At 69.2% G+C, this 22,661-nt stretch carries 20 protein-coding genes; 10 read left to right on the plus strand and 10 right to left on the minus strand.

Features of this window, described 5'->3' with window-relative positions:
• Positions 1-155: 155 nt before the first annotated feature.
• Positions 156-1,061 (minus strand): Ppx/GppA phosphatase family protein, encoded by a 906-nt coding sequence (locus tag FKR81_RS41295; protein ID WP_146360791.1) that lies wholly within the window; start codon positions 1,059-1,061, stop codon positions 156-158.
• 144 nt (positions 1,062-1,205) lie between these two features.
• On the opposite strand from FKR81_RS41295, the gene FKR81_RS41300 reads away from it, so the two are divergent.
• Complete coding sequence (locus FKR81_RS41300) at positions 1,206-1,721, plus strand: CHRD domain-containing protein (RefSeq protein WP_186763486.1); 516 nt, start codon at positions 1,206-1,208, stop codon at positions 1,719-1,721.
• A gap of 135 nt (positions 1,722-1,856) precedes the next feature.
• Positions 1,857-3,041 (plus strand): glycoside hydrolase family 88 protein, encoded by a 1,185-nt coding sequence (locus FKR81_RS41305; RefSeq protein ID WP_146360795.1) that lies wholly within the window; start codon positions 1,857-1,859, stop codon positions 3,039-3,041.
• On the opposite strand, the gene FKR81_RS41310 is transcribed toward FKR81_RS41305, so the two are convergent.
• Positions 3,042-3,593 carry a hypothetical protein gene (locus FKR81_RS41310; RefSeq protein WP_146360796.1) on the minus strand — a complete coding sequence of 184 codons (552 nt, stop codon included), beginning with the start codon at positions 3,591-3,593 and terminating at the stop codon, positions 3,042-3,044.
• A 29-nt stretch (positions 3,594-3,622) separates the two neighbouring features.
• Between FKR81_RS41310 and FKR81_RS41315 the strand changes: the two genes are divergently transcribed.
• The 5 genes from FKR81_RS41315 to FKR81_RS41335 all read left to right on the plus strand — a co-directional run bounded on the left by FKR81_RS41315 (position 3,623) and on the right by FKR81_RS41335 (position 8,387).
• Positions 3,623-4,294, plus strand: a complete 672-nt coding sequence (locus FKR81_RS41315) for a response regulator transcription factor (RefSeq protein WP_146360798.1) — start codon at positions 3,623-3,625, stop codon at positions 4,292-4,294.
• Complete coding sequence (locus FKR81_RS41320; protein WP_146360800.1) at positions 4,291-5,781, plus strand: HAMP domain-containing sensor histidine kinase; 1,491 nt, start codon at positions 4,291-4,293, stop codon at positions 5,779-5,781. The genes FKR81_RS41315 and FKR81_RS41320 overlap by 4 nt, the downstream gene beginning before the upstream one ends.
• Positions 5,782-6,042: 261 nt before the next feature.
• On the plus strand, positions 6,043-6,669 hold the full coding sequence (locus FKR81_RS41325; RefSeq protein WP_146360802.1) for a DUF4360 domain-containing protein: 627 nt from the start codon (positions 6,043-6,045) through the stop codon (positions 6,667-6,669).
• Between the two features lie 199 nt (positions 6,670-6,868).
• Positions 6,869-7,375 carry an ATP-binding protein gene (locus FKR81_RS41330; RefSeq protein ID WP_328593198.1) on the plus strand — a complete coding sequence of 169 codons (507 nt, stop codon included), beginning with the start codon at positions 6,869-6,871 and terminating at the stop codon, positions 7,373-7,375.
• Positions 7,376-7,760: 385 nt separating this feature from the next.
• Positions 7,761-8,387: a DUF4360 domain-containing protein gene (locus FKR81_RS41335; protein WP_146360804.1), complete on the plus strand. Its 627-nt coding sequence runs from the start codon at positions 7,761-7,763 to the stop codon at positions 8,385-8,387.
• 90 nt (positions 8,388-8,477) lie between these two features.
• On the opposite strand, the gene FKR81_RS41340 is transcribed toward FKR81_RS41335, so the two are convergent.
• From FKR81_RS41340 to FKR81_RS41350, 3 genes are all read right to left on the minus strand, one after another.
• A complete protein-coding gene (locus tag FKR81_RS41340) occupies positions 8,478-9,302 on the minus strand; it encodes an extensin family protein (protein ID WP_186763487.1) in 825 nt (274 codons plus the stop codon).
• 164 nt (positions 9,303-9,466) lie between these two features.
• Entirely contained in the window at positions 9,467-9,976 is a 510-nt protein-coding gene (locus FKR81_RS41345; RefSeq protein WP_146360808.1) for a helix-turn-helix domain-containing protein, read from the minus strand.
• A gap of 114 nt (positions 9,977-10,090) precedes the next feature.
• Entirely contained in the window at positions 10,091-11,467 is a 1,377-nt protein-coding gene (locus tag FKR81_RS41350) for a S28 family serine protease (protein ID WP_146360809.1), read from the minus strand.
• Between the two features lie 102 nt (positions 11,468-11,569).
• On the opposite strand from FKR81_RS41350, the gene FKR81_RS41355 reads away from it, so the two are divergent.
• Positions 11,570-13,054 carry an FAD-dependent oxidoreductase gene (locus tag FKR81_RS41355; RefSeq protein ID WP_146360811.1) on the plus strand — a complete coding sequence of 495 codons (1,485 nt, stop codon included), beginning with the start codon at positions 11,570-11,572 and terminating at the stop codon, positions 13,052-13,054.
• Between the two features lie 66 nt (positions 13,055-13,120).
• On the opposite strand, the gene FKR81_RS41360 is transcribed toward FKR81_RS41355, so the two are convergent.
• From FKR81_RS41360 to FKR81_RS45770, 3 genes are all read right to left on the minus strand, one after another.
• Positions 13,121-13,669, minus strand: coding sequence for a hemerythrin domain-containing protein (locus FKR81_RS41360; protein WP_235922216.1), 549 nt, complete (start codon positions 13,667-13,669; stop codon positions 13,121-13,123).
• Positions 13,670-13,737: 68 nt separating this feature from the next.
• On the minus strand, positions 13,738-15,759 hold the full coding sequence (gene paaZ, locus FKR81_RS41365; RefSeq protein WP_146360813.1) for a phenylacetic acid degradation bifunctional protein PaaZ: 2,022 nt from the start codon (positions 15,757-15,759) through the stop codon (positions 13,738-13,740).
• A 65-nt stretch (positions 15,760-15,824) separates the two neighbouring features.
• Entirely contained in the window at positions 15,825-15,959 is a 135-nt protein-coding gene (locus tag FKR81_RS45770) for a hypothetical protein (protein WP_268891620.1), read from the minus strand.
• 97 nt (positions 15,960-16,056) lie between these two features.
• On the opposite strand from FKR81_RS45770, the gene FKR81_RS41370 reads away from it, so the two are divergent.
• Together FKR81_RS41370 and FKR81_RS41375 are read left to right on the plus strand one after the other, a co-directional pair.
• On the plus strand, positions 16,057-19,635 hold the full coding sequence (locus tag FKR81_RS41370; RefSeq protein WP_146360815.1) for an nSTAND1 domain-containing NTPase: 3,579 nt from the start codon (positions 16,057-16,059) through the stop codon (positions 19,633-19,635).
• Between the two features lie 61 nt (positions 19,636-19,696).
• On the plus strand, positions 19,697-20,923 hold the full coding sequence (locus FKR81_RS41375) for a glycoside hydrolase family 16 protein (RefSeq protein WP_146360817.1): 1,227 nt from the start codon (positions 19,697-19,699) through the stop codon (positions 20,921-20,923).
• Here the strand turns inward: FKR81_RS41375 and FKR81_RS41380 are convergent.
• Both FKR81_RS41380 and FKR81_RS41385 read right to left on the minus strand, forming a co-directional pair.
• Positions 20,910-21,800, minus strand: coding sequence for an ornithine cyclodeaminase family protein (locus tag FKR81_RS41380; protein WP_328593199.1), 891 nt, complete (start codon positions 21,798-21,800; stop codon positions 20,910-20,912). The genes FKR81_RS41375 and FKR81_RS41380 overlap by 14 nt on opposite strands.
• Positions 21,797-22,648 (minus strand): DODA-type extradiol aromatic ring-opening family dioxygenase, encoded by an 852-nt coding sequence (locus tag FKR81_RS41385; protein WP_146360819.1) that lies wholly within the window; start codon positions 22,646-22,648, stop codon positions 21,797-21,799. The genes FKR81_RS41380 and FKR81_RS41385 overlap by 4 nt, the downstream gene beginning before the upstream one ends.
• Positions 22,649-22,661: the final 13 nt, after the last annotated feature.

Raw genomic sequence — 22,661 nt, forward strand, 5'->3', positions numbered from 1 at the left:
TCTCGCTGATCAGGCGAAGCCTTGCCACATCGAAAATGCCCTGTCAAGGCAGCTTTTCCGCCTTGACAGGGCATTTTCGATGTGGCGACCTCTGGTGATCAGCGAGACCCTCCCCACCCCACCACCAAAGAAACCTCAAGCCACACAAGGAAAAATCAGGCGGCGGACACGCCTCGCCCATGCTCCCCGAGCAACCTGAGCAACAACCCTTCCTTGGTAGACCAGGGAGAGATGTCCACAACGTCATGCCCGGTGGCCTTCATCAACGCCTCGGCAGCAACAGCCCCGGCCAGCGACTGCCGAGCCCGATGCCGAGAAATCCCAGGCAACGCAGCCCGCTCCCGAACGGACAACGAGGCCAACCGGGGAATCCACTCGGCGAGGTCGGAGGCACGCAACTGCCGAGGCACCAACGCCCCACGTCGCTGAGCCCGAGCCCCGGTCAACCGAGCCAACTGCTGAAAAACCTTGGAACACCCGACAGCCCGCGCTCCACGCGGCAACTCGGTCCGCGGACACACCGAGGCCAACGAGGCGGCGACAGACGCACGCATGTCGGCAACGCTCAACCCGGCTCTGGTGAGCGTCCGCGCCCCCAACGGCAACGAGCAGGCAAACGCGGGATCAGCAGAGGAACCGTGAGCGATCTCGACGGTCCCACCCCCGACGTCCAGCACGAGCAGCTCCCCCGCGGCCCACCCGAACCAGTGCCGGGCGGCCACGTAGGACAACCGCGCCTCTTCCTGCCCGGACAACACCTTCAGCCGCACCCCGGTCCGCGCGGCGACGCGGTCGATGACCTCGGCGGCGTTGGCAGCGTCGCGAACCGACGAAGTGGCGAAGGGCACGACGTCGGAGACGCCGGCGCGCCGGACGACCTTGCGGGCGGTCAGCACGGCCTCGCTGATCTGGTCGATGCCGGAGCGGGAGATGCGGCCGCGCGAGTCGATGGTGCGGTCCAGGCGCAGGCGCACCTTGTGCGACAGCTCCGGATGCAGCAGGTCCTTGCCTACGACAACGAGGTGTGCGCTGAAACATCCCACGTCGAGCACACCCGTCATCTCTCACCTCATCAGAATCGGCAGACCCACACTCCTACCGCATGTCGCCCCGAGACGTGTAGCCGTTTCTCGAACTCTCTGAACCCCTGTGACCAAGACGGCGTAGAAGGAGGCGGATTCAGATCCGTGATGGGGAGGTCAGAGATGAGAACGAAACTCGTCCTGCTCGGGCTGCTGCTGGCCGCCGGTACGGCGGGCTCGACGGCCATGGCGGGCAGTGACGCCAACCAGGTCAGGCTCAGCGGGCTCAACGAGGACCCGCTGGTGCTGTCGACCACCGGCACCGGGCAGTTCAGGGCCCGTGTCGACGAGACCAAGCAGGAGATCACCTACCGGCTGAGCTACAGCGCGCTCGAAGGTGCCGTCACCCAGGCTCACCTGCACCTGGGCGGGTCCGCGCAGAGCGGGCAGATCATCGTCTTCCTGTGCACCAACGCGGGTAACGGGCCCGCGGGCACGCAGGCCTGTCCGGCCGCGCCGGCCACGGTCACCGGCACGCTCAAGGCCACCGACGTCATCGGGCCGGCGCCTCAAGGCATCGCCGCCGGCGAGTTCGCCGAGGTGGCTCGCGCCATCCGGGCGGGTGCCGTCTACGTGAACGTGCACAGCGCCAAGTACCCCGCGGGCGAGATCCGCGCCCAGCTCGGGCACAACCACTGAAATATCACCCGGCGGAGGTAGCCGCCGACCTCCGCCACCTGGTTCACGGATGTGAACGTTGTCCATCCCCTTGATCAGACGAGGACTGCTCGGCATAGTGATCGCGGGCGCACGGACGACACACTGGACGGACTCGTGAACCTGTCTCGACGCGCCCTGCTCGCCGCGACCGCGCTCACCGCGGCCACCCCCGCGCTCGCGAACGCTCAGCCCACACCGAGATACCGCGCGGCACTCGACTACGCCATCGGCAAACTGCGCACCGTCGCACCGCGGATCACCTCGTTCCCCGAAAGCACCCGGTTCGAGAAGTGGACGTTCGTCAACGACGGCGGCTGGGTCGCCGGCTTCTGGCCGGGCACGCTGTGGCTGGCCCACCTCGACAGCGGCGACCAGCAGTTCAAGGATCTGGCGATCGCCGCGAACGACCGGCTGGCGCCGCGCAGGCTCGAACCGCGCGACCACGACCTCGGCTTCCTGTTCTCCCCCTCGTGGGTGACCGCGTACCGGCTCACCGGCGACCGCAAGTGGCGCGACGGCGCGATCGACGCCGCGGCCTCGCTCATCAAGCGGTACAACGACAAGGGCCGCTACATCCGCGCGTGGGGCGCGCTCGGCACGCCGGGCAACGCCGGCCGCACGATCATCGACACGATGATGAACCTGGACCTGCTGGCGTTCGCGACGCAGGAGACCGGGGACCCGAGGTACCTGGACATCGCGACCGCCCACGCGCAGACCACGCGGCAGCACTTCCTGCGCCCGGACGGGTCGACGCCGCACGTGTTCGACTTCAACCCCGACACCGGCGCGCCGATCGGCCAGAACACGGTGCAGGGCTACAGCCCCACGTCGTGCTGGTCGCGCGGGCAGGCGTGGGGCATCTACGGCTTCACCACCATGCACCGCAGGACCAAGAACCGAGAGTTCCTCGACACCGCCCGGAAAATGGCCGACTTCGCGCTCAAGTCCCTCACCCCGGACCACGTTCCGGTGTGGGACTACCGCTCCCCCTTGGCGCCCAACGACATCAAGGACGCCACCGCGGGCGCGATCATGGCCTGCGGGCTGATCGACCTCACCACCGCGTCCGGCGACCAGCGCTACCGCACGCGGGCGCTGCAGATCGTCGACGCGCTGTGCCGCACCTGCCTCACCACGAACTCCACGCGGGCGGACGCGATCCTCGCCAGGGGCACCCGCAACCGGCCGTCCGAGGACGGCGTGGAGATCTCCCTGCCCTACGGCGACTACTACCTGATCGAGGCGCTGCTGAGGATCCTCAAGCCGCAACAGGTCGCCAAGGCCATCGGCCTGTAGCTACTGCTCGATGACCTTCCACGTCGGGCCGTCTCCCCACACGGCCTCCAACCGGGAGAGACGGCCCGACGTGGTGCGGAAGTTCACGACCAGCGGACCGCCCGGCTGCTCGACCGAAACCGAGTAACCCTCATTCGGCACCGCGGACATCGCCTCGACGTTCTCGCGCGTGAACCGGGCCGTCACGTCGCCCCCGTTCAGGCGGAAGCTCCGCACGTAGCTGCCGTCGGCCTGCCAGACTCCCTGGTCCGGTTGAGCCGTCTGCTGCTTCGCGGACGTAGTAGTAGATGTGGGCACACGTGCAGCGGGTGGTGGCGCGGGGACGGGCGACGGCGCCGCCGAGGACGACGATGTGGTGGGTGCCGGGCTCGCGACCTCCGTGATGCTCGGCGCGTCGACGACGACGGGCTGCGTGCCGTCCACGGACACGAGAGCCTGCGGCGCCGCGGTGACACCGTGGTCGAGTGCCGACCGGATGCCGAGCCAGGACAGTCCGACCGCGACCGTGGTCGTGACGGCCCAGGCCGACAGGTATCCGATCGAACGCCTCATCGCGTCATCCTTTCAGTAGGTTGCCGCCCATGCCCTCACTGCTCCTGGTCGAGGACGACCCCGTCGTGCGCGCCGCGGTCACCAGGGCCCTCACCGATCTGGGTTACCGGGTGTACGCCGTCGGCACCGCGATCGACGCGCTGCGCGAGGTCGCCGCCGAACCCTACGACGCGGTCATCCTCGACCTCGGACTCCCCGACCTCGACGGCGGCGACGCGCTGCGGATGATCCGCGGCGTCACCGACACGCCGGTCGTCGTGGCGACCGCGCGCGACGAGGAGAGCGAGATCGTCCGCCTGCTCAACGCGGGTGCGGACGACTACCTCGTCAAGCCGTTCTCCAGCGAGCACCTGGCGGCCAGGCTGTCCGCGGTGCTGCGCCGGTCCCGCTCGAAGGGCTCCTTCTCGGTCGGCGGCCTCGTCGTGGACCTCGACCGCAGGCAGGCCACTTTGGATGGACAGGACCTCTCGCTGACCCACAAGGAGTTCGAGTTGCTCGCCTACCTCGCCGCAAGACCGGGTGAGGTCGTCCAGCGCGCCGAGCTGCTCACGAACCTGTGGCAGATCCCCCGCGGCCAGGACGACCAGACGCTCGACGTCCACCTGTCCTGGTTGCGCCGCAAGCTCGGCGAACGGGCCGCCCAGCCGCGCTACCTGCACACCGTCCGCGGTGTCGGCGTCCGGCTGGTCGACCCGAGGTGAGGCGCTCACTGGTGCTGGTGGCACTGGCCGCCACCTCCATGGTCGCGCTGGCGTTCCTCATCCCGCTCGCGCTGCTGGTCCAGGAGCTGGCCGAGGACCGCGCGCTCGCAGAGGCGCAGCGGCAGGCCAACGCGCTCACCCCGGCGCTCGTCATCACGACCGAGACGAACGCGATCCGCCAGGCCATCGTCAGCACCCGGTTCGGCTCCGAGCAGCGGCTGGCCGTGCACCTGCCGGACAAGGGCACATTGGGCGGTTCGCGGATCAACAAAGACCAGCTCGCGGCCGCGAAGAAGGTGGCGCGCGCGGCGACGGTCCGCACGCCGGACGGCGTCGTGTACTTGCAACCGGTGGCGCTCAACCTCGGCCGCGTCGCGATCGTCGAGGCGTACGTCCCGAGCGCGGACCTCACAAAAGGCGTCACCAAGACGTGGTGGGCGCTGGGCGGCGTCGCGATCGGGCTGGTCGCCGCGTCGGTGTTCGTCGCGGACCGGATGGGCGCGCGGTCGGTCAAAGCGGCGACCGCGCTCGCCGAGGGCGCGCAGGCGATGGGCCGCGGCGACCTGTCCGCGCGGGTCGCGCCGAGCGGTCCACCCGAGCTGAAGGCCGTCGGCGGGGCGTTCAACGCCATGGCCGAACGCGTGCATCACCTGGTGACCGCCGAACGGGAGGTCGTCGCCGACCTGTCGCACCGGCTGCGCACGCCGCTCACCGCGTTGTTGCTGGACGCCGAGACGCTCGGGGCGGGCAGCGGCGCGGAGCGCATCAGGCAGGCCGTCCGCGGTTTGGAGCGCGAGGTGGACGAGATCATCCGCACGGCCCGTTCGGGCCTCTCTGACAGCGATGGAGCCTCCAGCGACGCCACCGAGGTGGTTCGGGACCGGCTCGTGTTCTGGTCGGCGCTCGCGGACGACCAGGAGCGTCCGTGGACGGTGCGCGGCACGGACCGCCCGGCGCACGTCCCGCTGCCGCGCACGGACCTCACGACGGCGCTCGACGCGATGCTCGGCAACGTCTTCCGGCACACCCCGGAGGGCACGCGGTTCGCCGTCACGCTGTTCCACCAGGCAGACATGGTCGCGCTCGTGGTGGAGGACGCGGGTCCGGGCATCGAGAACTCCGAGGTCGCGGTGTTGCGGGGCGCGTCGGGCGGAGGGTCGACCGGGCTCGGCCTCGACATCGCCCGCAGGGCCGCCGAGGCCACCGGTGGATCGCTGCGGGTGGACCGCGGGCCACTCGGTGGCGCTCGCGTCCAGCTCCGCCTCCGCCGCACCCCGCCTGGGGTCTGGTCGCGGATTGTGCTGTCGGGGCACCATTTGCGGCACTCATGGCCGCAAATGGCGCCCCGACGGCTGGTGGTCGTAACACCGCCGGGGGCGTCGGGATCGTGGGATCGAAATCCCGACGCCCTCCGGCGGGCACCGGCCGTGGCGCTCAGCGCACCGCTGCCGCACCACCGGTTCCGAGCAGGAGGGAGGAACCGATGAGCAGTGCGCGATCGCCTTCCCACACCGGTGTTATGAGGGGGACTGCCGGGGCTCACGGCGTCTGGTGTGGTGGACGGTGTATTCAGGTGGTCTGTGATCACCACGAAAGTTACGCGACGGTACGCCGTCGCCAATCCACCGTACGGACGATTAATCCGTTTTAAATATTTTTAAGTTCGCCCGGTCGGCTGTCCGCTTGTAAAGGGTATTTACGATATCGTCACCGCACGCCGCCATCCGCCCCTGAAAGAAAGGCGCCTCATGCTCAGTGCGATGGCTGCTACCGGTTTGGCCCTGTCACTCCTCGTCGCGCCGACCGCGCCGAGCAGCGCGGACGTGGTCCCCCCTGGCAAAATCACCGTCGATGTCGTCACCGTGAACGGCTCCGGCTGCCCCGCGGGAACTGCCGCTGTGGCAACTGCCGACGACAACACCGCATTCACGGTCACTTACAGCCACTACACAGCTCAGGCCGGCTCCGGATCGTCACCGACCGACTTCCGCAAGAACTGCCAACTGTCCCTGCGCGTGCACTACCCGCAGGGATTCACTTTCGGTATCGCACAGGCCGACTACCGAGGGTTCGCGCACTTACCCAGAGGCGCGCGCGGACAAGAGCGAGCTAACTACTACTTCATGGGAACGTCGCCGACCGCGGTGAGCTCGCACGCACTCAGCGGGCCCTTCAGCGACGACTGGCAGTTCACCGACAAGAGCGATGTGGCGTCGATCGTCTTCGCGCCCTGTGGCGAGGTGCGCAACCTCAACGTCAACACCGAGCTGCGCGCGTTCGCGAACGGCAGCAACACGCCGGCGTTCGTCACGATGGACTCCACCGACGGTGGCGTCAGCACGAAGTACCACTTCGCCTGGAAGGTCTGCAGGTAGCAGCTTTTCACCGAGCGTCCCCGGCGTCTCACTCAGAGTGAGCGCCGGGGACCTCGGCATGTGTCGCTGTGGTGACTTTTGACCCGAGAGTCAACCGGGGCGTTGCTTCCTCCGTATACCTGTGTAGATTCCCCCGCACCGCGACGGCCATTCGGGTGACTGTTGCGTGGTCGCGCGGCCGCACGCGAACGGAGGCAGCATGCAGGTGAACGCCCAGACCGCCCAGGTCGACGACATCACACTCATCGCGCTGCCCACAGCTGTGAACTGCGCGGACATGTTCGTCCGCTTCACCCTCGGCGAGTGGCGGCTGCGCAATCTGATGGACGAGACGTCGAACGTGGCGTGCGCGCTCGTCGAGGCCGCGATCGAGTGCGCGGACCCGAACACGAGCCGGTTGATCACGTTGCGGTTGCGATTGAGCGGCGAGTACCTGGTGATCGAACTCGAGGCCGCCCGGTTCACGATGCCGCCGACGAGTCCCGATCTCCGCACCGGCGAACTGCCCCTCGGTGGCGGTGCCAAGCTCATCTGGTGCGAGCTCCCCCTCCCGACTGGCGTCAACGCCAACGCCGTCCCGCTCCCCCGCCGCGAGCCGCGACGATCTCCCGCGGCCGAGGCGCTCGGTGACGAGCCGGACGTCGATCCCGAGCTGATCCAGCGAATCCTCTTCGGGCTGGGTGGCTCCATGGGCGGAAACCAGTAGTTCACCCACAAGGACGCGTCCGTTCGCGGACGCGTCCTTTTCGTGAGCGGCCTTCGTGTTAGTGGACACTTCACCAAATGCGACGCCGCACCACTGAACCCCGCTGCTCCGTTCGAGTTCTGTTACATTGTCCACAGGCCTGCGAGCATTGCGGTTTCGCCCAACCGAACTGTCGGTACTGGTGGTTATTTCCCAATCATACCGCTTGCATGTCCGTTACTACGCTCAGCGATTGATCGCTTACCGTAATAATTGGGCGAGGACATTCATGTAGGCCGATGCCGCCGCAATGTTGCTCCGGTTGGCGGGCGGTTCGTTAACTACCTTTCCGATACGGTCTGGTACCACGCCGCCGACATGTCGAGAGCATTCGGAAAGGTGTCCCATGATTAGCACGTTGGCTGCTGCCGCCATGGCCCTGTCCACAATCATCATCCCGCCGGACTCGGTACCACCGCCCACCGGCGAGATCACGATCGACGTCGTGACGGTCAACGGATCCGGCTGTCGGGCCGGTACCGCCGCAGTTGCCGTGTCCCCTGACAACAAGGCGTTCACGGTCACCTACAGCGAGTTCATGGCACAGGTCGGCCCGCAGTCCAAGCCGACGGATATCCGGAAGAACTGCCAGCTCAACCTGCGCGTGAACGTGCCTGGCGGGTTCACCTACGGCGTCGCGCAGGCCGACTACCGCGGATTCGCGCACCTCGAGAAGGGTGCGAGCGCGACGGAACGCGCCAACTACTACTTCCAGGGAATGTCCGAGACGGAATACCGGTCTCACTCCTGGAAGGGCTCGTACAGTGACGACTGGCAGTCCACGGACAAGACCGACATCGCCGCGATCATCTACCACCCGTGCGGCGCCAAGCGCAACTTCAACATCAACACCGAACTCAGAATGAACCAGGGCACGTCGGACAAGAAGAAGACGAGCTTCATCTCGATGGACTCCACCGACGGTGCGATCTCGACGATCTACCACTTCGCGTGGAAGAAGTGCAACGCCTAGCCACTACACCCCGCTCGGCCGCCGACGGCCCCCTCCGGATCTCGGAGGGGGCCGTTTCCTGACGTTTTTCTTACAATTCGCGCCGGATTCTCAGAAACCCTGGTTCGCGAAGCCCTTCTGGGCGATCTTCGAGAGCATGCCCTGCCACACCGCGCTGCTGGTGTGCGGATCGCCGGTCACAGCGAGTGCCGACTTGGCGCCGTTGAACGCCGACTGGGTCGCCGGGCCCCACACGCCGTCGATCGCGAGGCCCGCGCCGCGGAAGTTGTTGCACATGGCCTGCACGAACTTCGTGTCGGACTCGGAGTCCTTGAGCACGCGCACCGGCATCCCGCCGAAGTCGGAGTGGATGTGGTCCGCGTGGTCGGCGTTGTACCAGCCGTCGAGCACGTACCGGAAGCGCCTGCGGCACACGGCCTCGGTGGCCAGGTAGCGCTTGCGGATGGCGGCGTTGGTCGACGCGTGGTGCTTGTCCAGCGGCGAGATGGAGTTGCCACCGCTCCACTTGACGTGGTCGAGGTCCATCGCCGTGCCCGCGCCGTGCTCACCGGGCTTGTTGACGTAGAACCCCGCCGACACGAGGTAGGAGATGCTGCCGTAGCCGGCCGAGAGCGAGCGGAGGTCGCGGATCCAGGCGACGAGCGCGTTGTAGAACGCCTGGGTGGCCTGCCAGTTCCGCGGCGTCGTGTTCGGCCGGTTCGACCGCCAGTAGTAGACGGGCGTGCCGTCGATCTTCTGGAACGTGATCAGCGCGGCCGCCGAGGGCCCCTCCGCCGGTTCGCTGATGGGTCCGTGTCCGATCGGGTCCGCACCCGCGATGCCGGGTGCGACAGCGGCCAGTCCCGCGAGGCCCGCCACCCCCGCCGTTCCCACGACGAAGGACCGCCGCGTGACCTGCCCCATGTTTTCGAGCACGCTCGACTCCATTCACACGTAAGGTGTTGTTAACGAGCCCCCCAGACGGTTGGTTGCTTTCCAACCAACCGGCGTGCGCAGTCTAGGTGCGTGATCGAGCGGCCCGATACGGCCTTTTGCCGTATCGGACGGCACTTTTGCCGTTTCACAGGCGAGCCTTTACCTCACTGGCCCGACGGCCCCAGCTGGTAGCCCTGGTTCCACAGGGTCTTGATGACCAGACCGAGCGGCTCGATGCGGCGGCGCAACCTCATGATGTGCAGGTGCAGCGCGTTGCTCGTGTCGCCCTCGCGGGTCGGCAGGCAGCGCAACAGCTCGTCCCGCGAGGTGAGCGCCCTGAACCGGCGCAGCAGCTCGGCGACCAGCGCCCGCTCGGTGGGCGAGAGCACCACCGAGCGGGTCCGGAACCGCAGGATGCCCGACGTGTCCAGCTCGGGGACGGCGTACCGGGCGGCACGGGCGCGCAACATCGCTATCCGCACGGTGAGGTCCTGGTGCGCGACCGGTGCGCGGACCCAGTCCTCGCGCAGGTCGGTGAGCACCGGCGCCGGGGCGCCCTTCTCCACGACCAGGAGGCAGAGGGTCCCGTTGCGCTGGCAGTGGTCGCGGGCATCGGCCTCCACGGGCCACCGGACGACCTCGACGGGCAACTGGTTCGGCTGGTTCGGCGACATGCAAGTCCACTTCCGTTTGTCCACCACGATGCGCACCGACCCAGCCAATCGGTGCTTCACTGAACAATAACCCGACCTGTTATGAAATATCTATCGCACCCCGAACTTATGCATTTATCTGCGCCAAATGAGATGCGTACCGCGTAGTGGCCGCCGATCGTCCAGACCTGGTACGTACTGCGTCTCGGATGCCGCGACGCCGGCCCACCGCCTGATCGTCTCCTGAGCCTGGTTCCGTTGCGCCGCAGGCAGTTCGTCCACCTCAGCGCCGTGGTTCCCACCGGGGACCTCGTACCAATAGGAATCTTTGCTGCCCGCTCCAAGACGGAAAGGCTCGGCACTCCACGGGTCCGTCTGACCGTAGACGAACATCAGGCCCGCACCCTGTTCCTTCACCCACCGATCGATGTCGGCCATCACGCCCGGCTGGTAGGCCATCGGGATGTCACGCGGCACGAACGAACGGGGGCTTGCCACACCGGGAAACCTGAGCAGTCCTTTCAAGTGCGCTTCGGGCATCGCCGGATAGCCGAGCTGCGTGGCCGCCTGGAAGTAGTAGGGCAGGTAGTGCTCGAGCTTCTGGTCGGTGTAGGAGTCGAGCCCGATCGTCCGGTCCAGCCATCCGAAGAGCTGCTCGTTCGTCGCGCTCGGCGTCGGTATCGAGCGGCAGTGGTACTGGGCGCCGTACTGCCAGAACACGAAGGGCATCTCGACGACCAGCGCCTCGAACGCCTGGTCGGAGCCGCCCATGGTCCTGGTGAACGTCCGGTTGTTCTGCTTCGCCCACGCGTCGTACTTGGCGACCAGCGCGGCCCGCCGCCTCAGCGCGTCGGCCTGGACGTTCCTGAGGTTCGTCCGGCACTGCGGGTCCGTGCCCACGGTGTCCAGGAACCGCTCGTAGACGTCCTCGTCATCGACCACGTCGTTCGGCGCGACGTAGGCGACCGTGCCGTCCACGTCGTCCGGGAAGAAGCGCCGGTGGTAGACCGACGCCATGCCGCCCTTGCTCTCCCCCACGCTGATCCACCTGCGCGAGTAGATCTTCTCGAGCCCGGTGACGATCCGGTGGTGATCGCTCGCGGCCTGCCAGATGTCGAGCTTCGAAAGGTCGCGCGGATTCGGGATCGACGGCGGGAAGAACCGCTGCTCGACGGCGATCTGGTTGGCGCCGAGCAGGAACGTCGGCTCGGCGCGGAACGGCCGGTCCCAGTACACGTCGTAGCCGCTGGTGTGCAGCACCATCGGCTTCTCGTATGCGTTGTGCAGCAGGGTGATCCGCTGCTCGAACGTGCCCTTCGCCGGGTCGCGGTGGTCGACCGGCTGGCGGTAGGTGAGCGAGAAGAACCTCAGGTGGCTCGCGGGCGGCGGACGGTCCGCGACGACGGTGAGTCCGGGGACCGCCTTGAGTCTGTCGAGCAGGTCGTCGGCCGCGTGGGCAACGGGGGTGGGGACGGCGGCGAGTGCGAGTGCGAGAACGAGCCAGCGCCTCATCCGGCAACCTCTCCGGTTGTCATGAGTGACGGCGGCTCCCCGAACTTAGCGCAGCAACGCGATCTCAGGGATGCGCCGACCGGTTCCGGGTAACCACCGGGCATGACGACCACCGCTTCCGAGTCGCTGTGGCTCCAGGACCTGCCCGAACAGCCCCGCTCATCGCTCTCCGGACGCCACGGCTTCGACGTGGCGATCGTCGGCGGCGGCATCACCGGGCTCACCACGGCGCTGCTGCTGAAGCGGCGCGGCCTCCGGGTCGCGGTGCTGGAGGCCGGCCGCGTCGGCGGCGGCGCGTCCGGCAACAACACCGCCAAGGTGACCGCATTGCAGTCCACTGTGTACACAACCGTCACGAGGACGCACGGGCCTGCCGCAGCAGCGGACTACGCGAAGGCCAGCGTGCGAGCGGTGGACCAGGTCGCCGAACTGGTGGCGTCGGAGCAGATCGACTGCGGCTTCCGCCGCGCACCGGCCTTCACGTACGCGTTCAGCGAGCGCGAGGTGAACGCCGTGGAGGAGGAGTTCGACGCCGCGCGCCGCGCGGGCCTGCCGGTGCGCGCGAGCGCCGACCTCGACGTGCCGTTCGACGTGCACGCGGCCGTGCGGCTGGACGACCAGGTCGCACTGCACCCGGTCCGCTACCTCACCGGCCTGGCGCGGGCGGTCTCCGGCGACGGCTCGCAGGTGTTCGAGCACAGCCGGGTGACCGACGTGACCGAGCACCAGGTGTCGACCTGGGACGGCGCCGTCGCCGCACCGCACGTCGTCATCGCGACCCACGTCCCGCTGCTGGACCGAGGACTCTACTTCGCTCGATTGGAGCTCAACCGTGCCTATTGCATCGCAGCTCGTGTTCCTGCTGGTGTCCCGTCTGCTCTGGCGATCAGCGCGGGCGAGGAGAAGTGGTCGATCAGCGCCTACGAGGACCTCCTGATCGTCGCCGGGCAGAGCCACCGCACCGGCCACCGCCCCTCGGCGTCGCCGTTCGGCGCGCTGGAGGCCTTCGCGCGGAAGCACTGGGACGTCGACGAGGTCACCCACCGCTGGTCCGCGCAGGACCCGACGTCCTACGACCACCTGCCGATGATCGGGCCCTACCTGCCCGGCTCGACATCGCTGTACACCGCGACCGGGTTCATGAAGTGGGGCCTCACCGGCGGGACGTTCGCCGCCTCGCTGCTCGCCGACCTCGTGACCGGCAAGCCGAACCCGTTCGCCGACCGGTTCAGCCCGCACCGGCTCTCGCTGACGTCCGCGCCGCGGCTGGCGAGGATCAACGCCGAGGTGGCGGTCGCCATGATCGGCGACCGCCTGGTGCCCGCCGACGCGTCGTCGAGCGAACGCCTGCCGCGCGGCGAGGCGCACGTGGTCCGCGACGGGCTCGGGAAGACCGGTGTGTACCGCGACCACGACGGGCAGCTGCACGCGGTGTCGATGCGCTGCACCCACCTCGGCTGCCTCGTCCGGTTCAACCGGGCCGAGACGAGCTGGGACTGCCCGTGCCACGGATCGCGGTTCGACGTGGACGGCGAGGTGCTCGAAGGGCCTGCCACCAGCCCACTCCCGCGCCGCGACCCCAGGTGACGTGCCATGAGGGGAGCTTTCCCAGCGGTCAGCGCTGGGAAAGCTCCCCTCATGGCGAGCGCTTGGTCAGGAGGACAGCTTCTGGAGCTCTCTGACCAGCTGCTGCTTGCTCATGCTCGACGCGCCCTGCAAGCCGGCGTTGCGGGCCTGCACGAGCAGTTCCTCCTTGCTGGCTTCGCCCGGCTTCTCACCGAGGTGCTCCGCGCGGCTCTCGGCGAACGCCTTGCCGAGCTGCTCGAGCCGTGAGGATTCCAGGCGAGCGCGCATACCTGGCAGCACGGTCTGCTCTTCTTCCTCGACGTGGTGGGTCACCGCGTCGACGAGCTCCTTCAGCACGCCGTCGTACCGCGACGACTCGGGATCGGTCGACGCGAGCTCGACGAGCAGTCGTTCGGCCTGGGCGTGCTCCTCCTGGCTGTGTTCGACCTCGTCGGACTCACCGGCTTCGTCCTTCGCCGCGGGGTACACCTCGGCCTCCTCCGCGCGGCTGTGCGCGACGAGCAGCGCGCACAGGACGGGAGTCAGCAGCGGGCGCTTCTCCGGGTGGTTCTTCAGCTCGTCGAACAACCTCTCGACCTCGCGGTGGTCCTGCATGATCAGGTCGACAACATCCACGGTGGCTTTCCTCCGACAATCAGGTCGCTGGGGTTCCCGAGTACCCCAGCGAAACCGTCGGAACCCTGTCAGCGCTTGGCGACCAGCGTGAGCACGTCGTAGCGGGCCACCGACTCGCCCTTCTGGTTCGCCACGTCGGCGTCCCAGCGGACCTCGCCGTACTCCTGGTCCTCGCGCGGGGTGATCTGCTTGACGGTCAGCGTCACGGTCAGCTCGTCGCCGGGGAACGTGGGCGTGACGAACCGCAGGTTCTCCAGCCCGTAGTTCGCCAGCACCGGGCCGGGCTCTGGCGAGACGAACAGCCCGGCCGCGAACGACACGACGAGGTAGCCGTGCGCGACGCGTCCGCCGAAGAACGGGTTCGCGGCGGCGGCTTCCTCGTCCATGTGCGCGTAGAACGTGTCGCCGGTGAACTCGGCGAAGTGCTCGATGTCCTCCAGCGTCACGGTGCGCGGGCCCGCCACGACGGTGTCGCCGAGGCGCAGCGTCTCCAGCGTCTTGCGGAACGGGTGGACGTCCTCGGTGGTGCGCGGCGCGCCGGTCACCCAGCGGTTCGTCACGGCCGAGAGCACCCTCGGGCTGCCCTGGACGGCGGTGCGCTGCATGTGGTGCAGCACGCCGCGCATGCCACCCATCTCCTCGCCGCCACCGGCGCGACCGGGGCCGCCGTGCACGAGCATCGGCAGCGGCGAGCCGTGGCCGGTCGACTCGGCGGCGTCCTCGCGGTCGAGCACCAGGACGCGGCCGTGCCACGGCGCGACACCCAGCACCACGTCGCGCGCGAACGACGCGTCGCCCGTCACGACCGAGCCGACCAGCGAACCGGCACCGCGCGCGGCGAGTGCGATCGCGTCGTCGACGGAGTTGTACGGCAGCAGCGTCGACACCGGGCCGAACGCCTCGACCTCGTGCGGCTGCACGGCGTCGGACGCGGCGCGCAGCAGCATCGGCGACATGAACGCACCGCGCTCGGCGTCGGCGTCCACGACGGTCACCTCGTCGGAGCCGTAGACCACAGAGGCGCTCTCCAGCAGGGCCTTGAGGGAGCGGCGGACCTCCTCGCGCTGCTCGAGACCGGCCAGCGCGCCCATCTTGACATCGCGGTTGGCCGGGTTGCCGATGACGATCCCGCCGAGCTTGGCCGACGTGGCCTCGGCGACCTCGTCGATCAGCGAGGCGGGCACGAGCGCGCGCCGGATCGCGGTGCACTTCTGGCCCGCCTTGGTGGTCATCTCACTGACCAGCTGGTTCACGAACAGGTCGAACTCGGGAGTGCCCGCGACGGCGTCCGGGCCGAGGATCGAGCAGTTGAGCGAGTCCGCCTCGGCGTTGAACCGCACGGACGACCGGATCACGGCCTGGTGCGTGCGCAGGTGCTGCGCGGTGGAGGCGGAACCGGTGAACCCGACGAGGTCCTGCGCGGTGAGGTGGTCGAGCAGGTCACCGGCGGATCCGGACACCAGCTGCAGCGAACCGTCGGGCAGCAGGCCGGAGGCGAGCATCAGCTCGACCAGCTTCTCGGTGACGTACGCGGTCTGCGACGCGGGCTTGATCAGCGACGGCACACCGGCGATGAACGCGGGCGCGAACTTCTCCAGCGGGCCCCACATGGGGAAGTTGAACGCGTTGATCTGCACCGCGACCCCGCGCAGCGGCGTGCAGATGTGCTGGCCGACGAACGTGCCGCCGCGGCCGAGCGGTTCGAGCGCGCCGTCGACGTAGACGGTGTCGTTGGGCAGCTCGCGCTTGGCCTTCGAGGCGTACCCGAGCAGCACGCCGATGCCGCCGTCGACGTCGATCCACGTGTCGGCCTTGGTCGCGCCGGTGCGGTAGGACAGCGCGTACAGCTCGTCCTTGTGCTCCTTGAGGTGCAGGCCGAGCGCCTTGAGCAGCTGGGCGCGCTGGTGGAAGGTCAGCTCGCGCAGCGCCGGGCCGCCGACCTCGCGGCCCCAGCTCAGTGCGGCACCCATGTCGACCCCCGCCGACGAGATCCGCGCGATCTCCTCACCGGTCACCGCGTCGTGCAGCGGCGCGCCATCGGCGTCCGGCACGTGCCACCGGCCGGAGACGTAACTGCGCAGCAAGCTCATGGGGGTCGCCCTCCTGACACCGGGGCCGGCGGATCCGCGCCGACCCATCTGGTGAACGAGCCTAGTCAGAAGCGGTACGTGGACCAGCCCTGCCAGGTCGCGCCCACCACGCGGTTGTGCACGGGCTCCGCCGGAATTGTTGTTCCAGCAACCAATGCGAGCTTCATCGCCACTGCGGCGGCAATCAGGTGAAATCGCATGTCCGAAGAATTCGAGTACGCGCGATAAACAGGAAGGAGTTGCCCGTATCCCGCTGTATGGTGCCCTGGGATACGGCCCGTGATCAGGGGGAACGCCTTGTCTGAGGCAACGGGGTTCGCGGACGAGCTGCGGCGTCTGCGCACCGAACGGGGAATGTCACTGGCACAGCTGTCGGGCCTCGCGCACTACAGCAAGGGCTATTTGAGCAACGTCGAGAACGGGCGCAAACCGGTGACCCCGGATTTGGCCCGCAGGCTCGACGCCGTACTCGACGCGGGCGGCGCGCTCGCGCGTCTCGTCGCGCACGCGGACCGCGAGGTCTGCCCGTACCAGGGACTCGCGAGCTTCGGCCCGGACGACGCCCGCTGGTTCTTCGGCCGGGAGCGCACGACGGCCGCGCTCGTGTCGCGCGCCGCCGAGTGCCTGGACGCCGGGTTGCCGCTCGTCGTGTTCGGCGCGTCGGGCGCGGGCAAGTCGTCGTTGCTGCGGGCGGGCCTGGTGCCCGCGATCGCGCGCGGGGCGTTGCCGGAGGCCGGATCGGCGAGCTGGCCGACGCTGGTCACGACGCCCACCGCGCAGCCGCCCTCGGTGCTCACCGAACGACTGCACGGCCGCACCGTGATCGTCGTCGACCAGTTCGAGGAGGTCTTCACCGCGTGCGCGGAGGACGAGCGGCGCGAGCTGATCCACGCGCTCTACTCGGCGGCCGAGCAGTCGGCGCTGGTCGTGCTCGGGGTGCGGGCCGACTTCTACGGCCAGTGCGTCGCCTATCCGGAGCTGCTGAAAGCCGTCCAGCACAACCAGTTCACCGTCGGCGCGATGACCAGGACCGAGCTGGTCGAGGCGATCGCCGGCCCGGCGGAGGCGACCGGGCTCGGCATCGAGCCGGGGCTGGTCGAGCTGCTGCTGCGCGACCTCGGCATCACCGGGGACGACCCGAACGCGAGCTACGAGCCGGGTGCGCTGCCGCTGCTGTCCTACGCGCTGCTCAGCACGTGGCAGCAGCGGGACACCGACCGGCTCACCGTCGCGGGCTACCAGGTGACCGGCGGCATCGACGGCGCGGTGGCCGCCGCGGCGGAACGCGCGTACGGCCAGCTCGGCGACGAGGGCAGGGACGCGGCGCGGCGGGTGCTGCTGCGGCTGGTCAGGGTCGGCGAGCAGGGCGAGGCGACCCGGCGCCGGGTGCACCGCGCCGACCTGGCGTCGACCAAGGAACAGGCCGCGATGGAGGCGCTCGCCGCGGTGCGCCTGATCGTGATCGACCAGGACACCGTCGAGATCACCCACGAGGCGCTGCTGCGGGCGTGGCCCCGGCTGCGCGGCTGGCTCGACGAGAACCGCGAGGGCCTGCGCGTGCACCGGCAGCTCACCGAGGCAGCGGACGGATGGGAGTCGCTCGACCGCGACCCCGGCGCGCTGTACCGCGGCACCCGGCTCGCGCTGGCCCGCGAGCACGTCGACGACGCGGACCTCACCGCGGGCGAACGAAGATTCATGGCCGCGAGCGTCGACGCCGAGGCGGCCGAGCAGGCCGCCGCTCGCCGCCGGACCCGGCGGCAGCGGCAGCTGATCGCGTTGCTGAGCGTCCTGCTGCTGCTCGCCGTCACGGCTTCGCTGAGCGCCGTCCGCGCGCAGAACACCGTCGGCGAGCAACGCGACACCGCCATCGCGCGCAAGGCCGTCACCGACGCGGCGGCGCTGCGCGAGGAGAACCCCGCACTCGCCGTCCAGCTGACCTTGGCGGCCTACCGGCTCACGCCGAGCGACGAGCTGCGCGACGCGGTGATGAGCGCGTTCACCACCGGCTACCGCGCCCCCCTGCCCGGCCACACCAGTGACGTCGTGTCGCTCGCGTACGCGCCGGACTCCCCGGTGCTGGCGACGATCAGCTGGGACAAGACCGCGGTGCTCTGGGACGTCTCCGACGTGCACCACCCGAGGCGACTGAGCAGCCTCCCGCTCGCCGCGGCCGGAACGTCGGTCGCCTTCAGCCCGCGGGACCACCTGTTCGCCACCACCGACGCGCAGACGCTGCGCGTGTGGGACGTCGCCGATCCGCGCAACCCGCGCGAGCTCGCGGTGCTGCCCGGCCAGGCCAGCTGGGCCGCGTTCAGCCCGGACGGCCGGACGCTCGCCACCGGCCACGTGGACGGCACGGCGCGGCTGTGGGACATCGACCAGCTCCGCCGCGTCCGCGAGCTGGTGAAGTTCACCGCGCACACCACCGAGACGACGTCGGTGGCGTTCAGCGGCGACGGGCTGACGCTCGCCACCACCGGCGACACGACGGCCCGGCTGTGGAACGTCACCGGCGGCGACCCCAAGCCGATGAGCGTCCTCAAAGGACACTCGTCGTCGGTGCGGCACGCGGCGTTCAGCCCGGACGGCCGGACGCTCGCCACCGCGAGCTGGGACCACGACGTGCGGGTGTGGGACGTCTTCACCGGTGAGTGCCTCACCACCGTCACGGAGCACGACCACATCGCCTGGTCGGTCGCGTTCAGCCCGGACGGCCGCACGCTGGCGACCAACGGCGGCCACACGGTTCTGTGGGACGTCACCGACCGCCGCAACCCGCGCAAGGTGACCAAGATCTACGGCGGCGCGTACACGCTGGTGTTCAGCCACGACGGGCGACAGCTCGCGTCGGCCGCGTGGGTGCTGGACCTGAGCGAGCTCCCGCTGACCGGGCACGAGGACTTCGTCACCGACACGAGGTTCCGCCCGGACGGCAAGCTGCTCGCGTCCAGCGGGTGGGACCGGTCGGTGCGCCTGTGGGAACCGGGAAAGCCGCACCCGCTCGCGACGCTCACCGGAACCGACCGCTTCTTCCGCTCGGTCTCGTTCACACCCGACGGCCGCACGCTGGCCGCCGCCAGCGAGGACGGCGACATCTGGCTGTGGGACGTGTCCGATCCGCGGAAACCCGTGCAGCTCACCAGGATCCAGGCGGGCACCGGTGAGCTGGCCGAGGCCAGGTTCAGCCCCGACGGCAGGCTGCTGGCCGCGATCGGCCAGACGGCCGTGACCCTCTGGGACGTCGCAGGCGGCTACACCAGGCTCGCGCTGCTCGACGACCAGCGGGAGCAGGGCACCGGCGTGACGTTCAGCCCGGACAGCAGGTTGCTGGTGGCTTCGGCGTACCTGACGCCCGCCAGGATGTGGGACGTCAGCACAGCCCGGCAGCCGCGAGCGGTGCCACTGGTCACCAGCGACGTCATCTCCGGGTCGGTCTTCAGCCCGAACGGGAAGGTGCTCGCTCTCTCGGACCACCCGCAGGGCGGAACCCCGAAGGTGCGGCTGGTCGACGTGAGCGACCTGGCGAACCAGCGCGTGCTGTCCGAGCTGCCCGGCTACGCCCGGATGGCGTTCAGCCCGGACGGCCGCAGGTTCGCCACCGCGGGCGACGTCCGGCTCTACGACGTCACGAACCTGAGCGAGCCGCGCGAGCTCGTGTTCTTCCAGCACAGGGACGGCGTCCAGACGGTCACGTTCAGCCCGGACGGCCAGACGCTCGTCAGCGGCGGCAACGACAGCACGGTCCGCCTGTGGGAAACCGATTTCACCAAGGTCACGACACGCGTTTGCGCCGTCGCCTGGCCGCGGATTACAGAGCAGGAGTGGGAGAAGTTCTTCCCCGGCGTGGATTTCGCGCCGCCATGTGGGTCTTGACCGGGTGAGATTCCCTCGGCAAACTCCGCGCTGGGCGCAGTACAAACGAAAGGCACGTTCGATGCATCGACGCATCGGCGGGATATTCGCTGCCGCCCTTTTGCTGACAACAGCGGTCACGATCGCGATCACGTCCCCCGCTCCCCCTGCCAGCGCGGCCGTGACGTGGGCCGACGAGTTCAACGCTCCGGCCGGCTCCGCGGTCGACGGCTCCAAGTGGAACATGGAGACCGGCAACAACAACGGCAACAACCGCGAGCACCAGTGGTACACCTCGGGCACCAACAACGCCGCGCACGACGGCCAGGGCAACCTGGTGATCACGGCGAAGAAGGAGAACCCCGGCAACTACCAGTGCTGGTACGGCCGTTGCCTCTACACCGCGGCCCGCATCAACACCGCCGGCAAGTTCACCCAGACCTACGGCCGGTTCGAGACGCGCATGAAGATGCCGCGCGGCAAGGGGATCTGGCCCGCGTTCTGGATGCTCGGCGCGGACATCAACAGCGGCAACCCGTGGCCGGGCAGCGGCGAGATCGACATCATGGAGTTCCTGGGACACCAGCAGAACACCGTGTACGGCACGATCCACGGTCCCGGCTACTCGGGCGCGGGCGGACTCAGCGCCGCCTACAACGGCCCGAACTTCGCGGACGGCTTCCACACGTTCGCGGTGGACTGGAAGCCCGGTGAGATCGTGTGGTCGGTGGACGGCAACGTCTACCACCGCCGCACGCCCGCGGACCTGAACGGCAACCAGTGGGTGTTCAACAAGCCGTTCTTCATCATCATCAACCTGGCCGTCGGCGGTGAGTGGCCGGGTTACCCGGATGCCTCCACGGTGTTCCCGCAGCAGCTCGTCGTCGACTACGTCCGAGTGTCCACGAGTGACACTCCGGGTGGTGGCAATCGGATCACCGGTCTCGGCGGCAAGTGCGTGGACGTCGCCGGGGCGAACACCGCGAACGGCACGGCGGTGCAGCTGTACGACTGCAACGGCACGGCGGCGCAGCAGTGGAACGTCGGCGGTGACGGCACGATCCGCGCGCTGGGCAAGTGCCTCGACGTCTCCGGCGGCGGCACGGCCGCGGGGACGGTCGTGCAGCTGTGGGACTGCAACGGTTCCGGCGCGCAGCGGTGGACCGTCACCGGTGCGCGCGACATCGTGAACCCTCAGTCCAACAGATGCCTGGACGCGGCGGGCAACAGCTCGGCCAACGGGACCCGGCTGCAGATCTGGGACTGCTCCGGAGCGGCTAACCAGAAGTGGACGGTCAGCCAGAACTAGATGGGCGACTGAGGAGTCTCGCCACAGCCCAGTCCTGACAACCGACACCGACCGACTTGAACACGGTGCGGCCGCGGGCGATCGGCGGATCTCCCACGGCCGCACCGAGTTCGACGAGCCGGTCGACCGGCAGGGTTCCGGCCTGGACGGCGTGGATGATCTCGCCGGCCTCGGCCAAAGCGGCTGCGACCTCGTCCACGACGAGCAGGTCGCAGGTGGTGAGCAGTTCCTCGGGCAGCTCGCGCATGCCTGGAAGGTAGGAACCGATCGCGTTGACGTGCACCCGTTCCGGCAATGCCTCCGCCGGGAACAGCGGGTCCGTCGCCGGGGTCGCCGTGCACACCACGTCCGCACTGGACACGGCATCGGCGGCGGACGACGCCGTGTCCAGTGCGGTACCGGGGAGCTCGAGGCTCAGCTCTTCCAGCAGCGCCTCGGCTTTCGCCGGCGTGCGGCTGTGGACGGTGAGCTTGCGCAGCGGGCGCACCGCGTGCACGGCCCGCACCTGGTCCAGCGCCTGCGCGCCCGCGCCGATCAGCGCGAGGTGCGAGGCGCCCGCGTCCGCGAGGAGATCCGTGGCGACGCCGACGACCGCGCCGGTGCGCATGGCCGTCAGCGGCGCGGCGTTCGCGGTGAACTGGGTGTCCGGGTCGGAGTAGACGACCGTGCCGGTGATGACCGGGTCGCGGCCGGGTTCGATGCTCAGCGTCTTGACGACCGTCGACCGGCTCGGCGTGTGGTGCGCCGTCATCACCAGCGCGTGGCCGTCGGCGAACACGAGCCGCTGCGGCTGGACGAAGTGGCCCATCGACAGCTCCAGGAACGCGTCGCGGACCGCGTCGATCGTTGCCGCCATTCCGACTTTGGCGGTGTTCACGACATCACCACCGCTCGGCCGCCCGAGGCGTCGAACTCGTGCGCGACGGTCTTCAGCGGCTCACCACCGGCGGCCCACGCGGCCACCCAGGTCAGGCCTTCCATCGCACCGTTGCCGCCGCGCTGCTCCAGGTCGGTGCCGATGTGGTCGAGCCAGCCGGTGTCCATGCCGCCGACGCCGGCGAGGAACTCCTCGTCCCACGCGCGCACCAGGTCGCGGATCGTGCCCGCCTCGTGCGCCTCGGCGTTGACCCGCTTGATCCACTCCTGCCGTTCGGCCTCGGTCAGCACCACACCCGTCTCCGGCTCGCGGAACCCCGGCAGGTCGTGCGCGAGCCCGCCGGACCCGACGAACAGCACGCGTTCCGGCCGGTCCGCGAAGAACGCCCCCACCTGGCGGCCGAGCGCGGCGGCGCGGCGGACGCTCGCGACGGGCGGGCTGGCGCAGTTCACGAACACCGGCAGCACCGGCTTCGCGTCGATCTCGCCGATCAGGTCGCGGGTCGTGTGGCCGAACGCGTGGTCCAGCGCGACGCGGTAGCCGATCGCGACGTCGAACTCGTGGCCGATGAGGTCCGTCGCGAGCGCGCGGCCCAGATCGGACGGCACGTCGTACTCGCCGGACGGGCCCTGCACGTCGCCCTGCGCGGACGCGGACAGCACGACCGAGAAGGTCGGCACCACCTCGCGGAAGGCGCGCCGGTGGTCCGTCCCGAAGATCACCACCAGGTCCGGGTCGAACTCGTCGACCGCGGCGCGGACCACGTCGATCGCCGCGCGCACCGGGCCGTGCGGAGCGCTCGGCAGGGTCACCAGGTGCGAGGCGCACACCGTTAGGCGTTTCTTCACCGGGCCAGCATAG

The organism is Lentzea tibetensis, from assembly GCF_007845675.1.
Lineage (GTDB): Bacteria > Actinomycetota > Actinomycetes > Mycobacteriales > Pseudonocardiaceae > Lentzea > Lentzea tibetensis.

Bases quoted from the DNA above. Each gene is read 5' to 3' on its own strand.
- FKR81_RS41295 (WP_146360791.1), bottom strand. From the start codon at position 1,061: ATGACGGGTGTGCTCGACGTGGGATGTTTCAGCGCACACCTCGTTGTC.
- paaZ (WP_146360813.1), bottom strand. From the start codon at position 15,759: ATGAGCTTGCTGCGCAGTTACGTCTCCGGCCGGTGGCACGTGCCGGAC.
- FKR81_RS41300 (WP_186763486.1), top strand. From the start codon at position 1,206: ATGAGAACGAAACTCGTCCTGCTCGGGCTGCTGCTGGCCGCCGGTACG.
- FKR81_RS41355 (WP_146360811.1), top strand. From the start codon at position 11,570: ATGACGACCACCGCTTCCGAGTCGCTGTGGCTCCAGGACCTGCCCGAA.
- FKR81_RS41350 (WP_146360809.1), bottom strand. From the start codon at position 11,467: ATGAGGCGCTGGCTCGTTCTCGCACTCGCACTCGCCGCCGTCCCCACC.
- FKR81_RS41310 (WP_146360796.1), bottom strand. From the start codon at position 3,593: ATGAGGCGTTCGATCGGATACCTGTCGGCCTGGGCCGTCACGACCACG.
- FKR81_RS45770 (WP_268891620.1), bottom strand. From the start codon at position 15,959: ATGCGATTTCACCTGATTGCCGCCGCAGTGGCGATGAAGCTCGCATTG.
- FKR81_RS41325 (WP_146360802.1), top strand. From the start codon at position 6,043: ATGCTCAGTGCGATGGCTGCTACCGGTTTGGCCCTGTCACTCCTCGTC.
- FKR81_RS41315 (WP_146360798.1), top strand. From the start codon at position 3,623: ATGCCCTCACTGCTCCTGGTCGAGGACGACCCCGTCGTGCGCGCCGCG.
- FKR81_RS41335 (WP_146360804.1), top strand. From the start codon at position 7,761: ATGATTAGCACGTTGGCTGCTGCCGCCATGGCCCTGTCCACAATCATC.
- FKR81_RS41375 (WP_146360817.1), top strand. From the start codon at position 19,697: ATGCATCGACGCATCGGCGGGATATTCGCTGCCGCCCTTTTGCTGACA.
- FKR81_RS41330 (WP_328593198.1), top strand. From the start codon at position 6,869: ATGCAGGTGAACGCCCAGACCGCCCAGGTCGACGACATCACACTCATC.
- FKR81_RS41345 (WP_146360808.1), bottom strand. From the start codon at position 9,976: ATGTCGCCGAACCAGCCGAACCAGTTGCCCGTCGAGGTCGTCCGGTGG.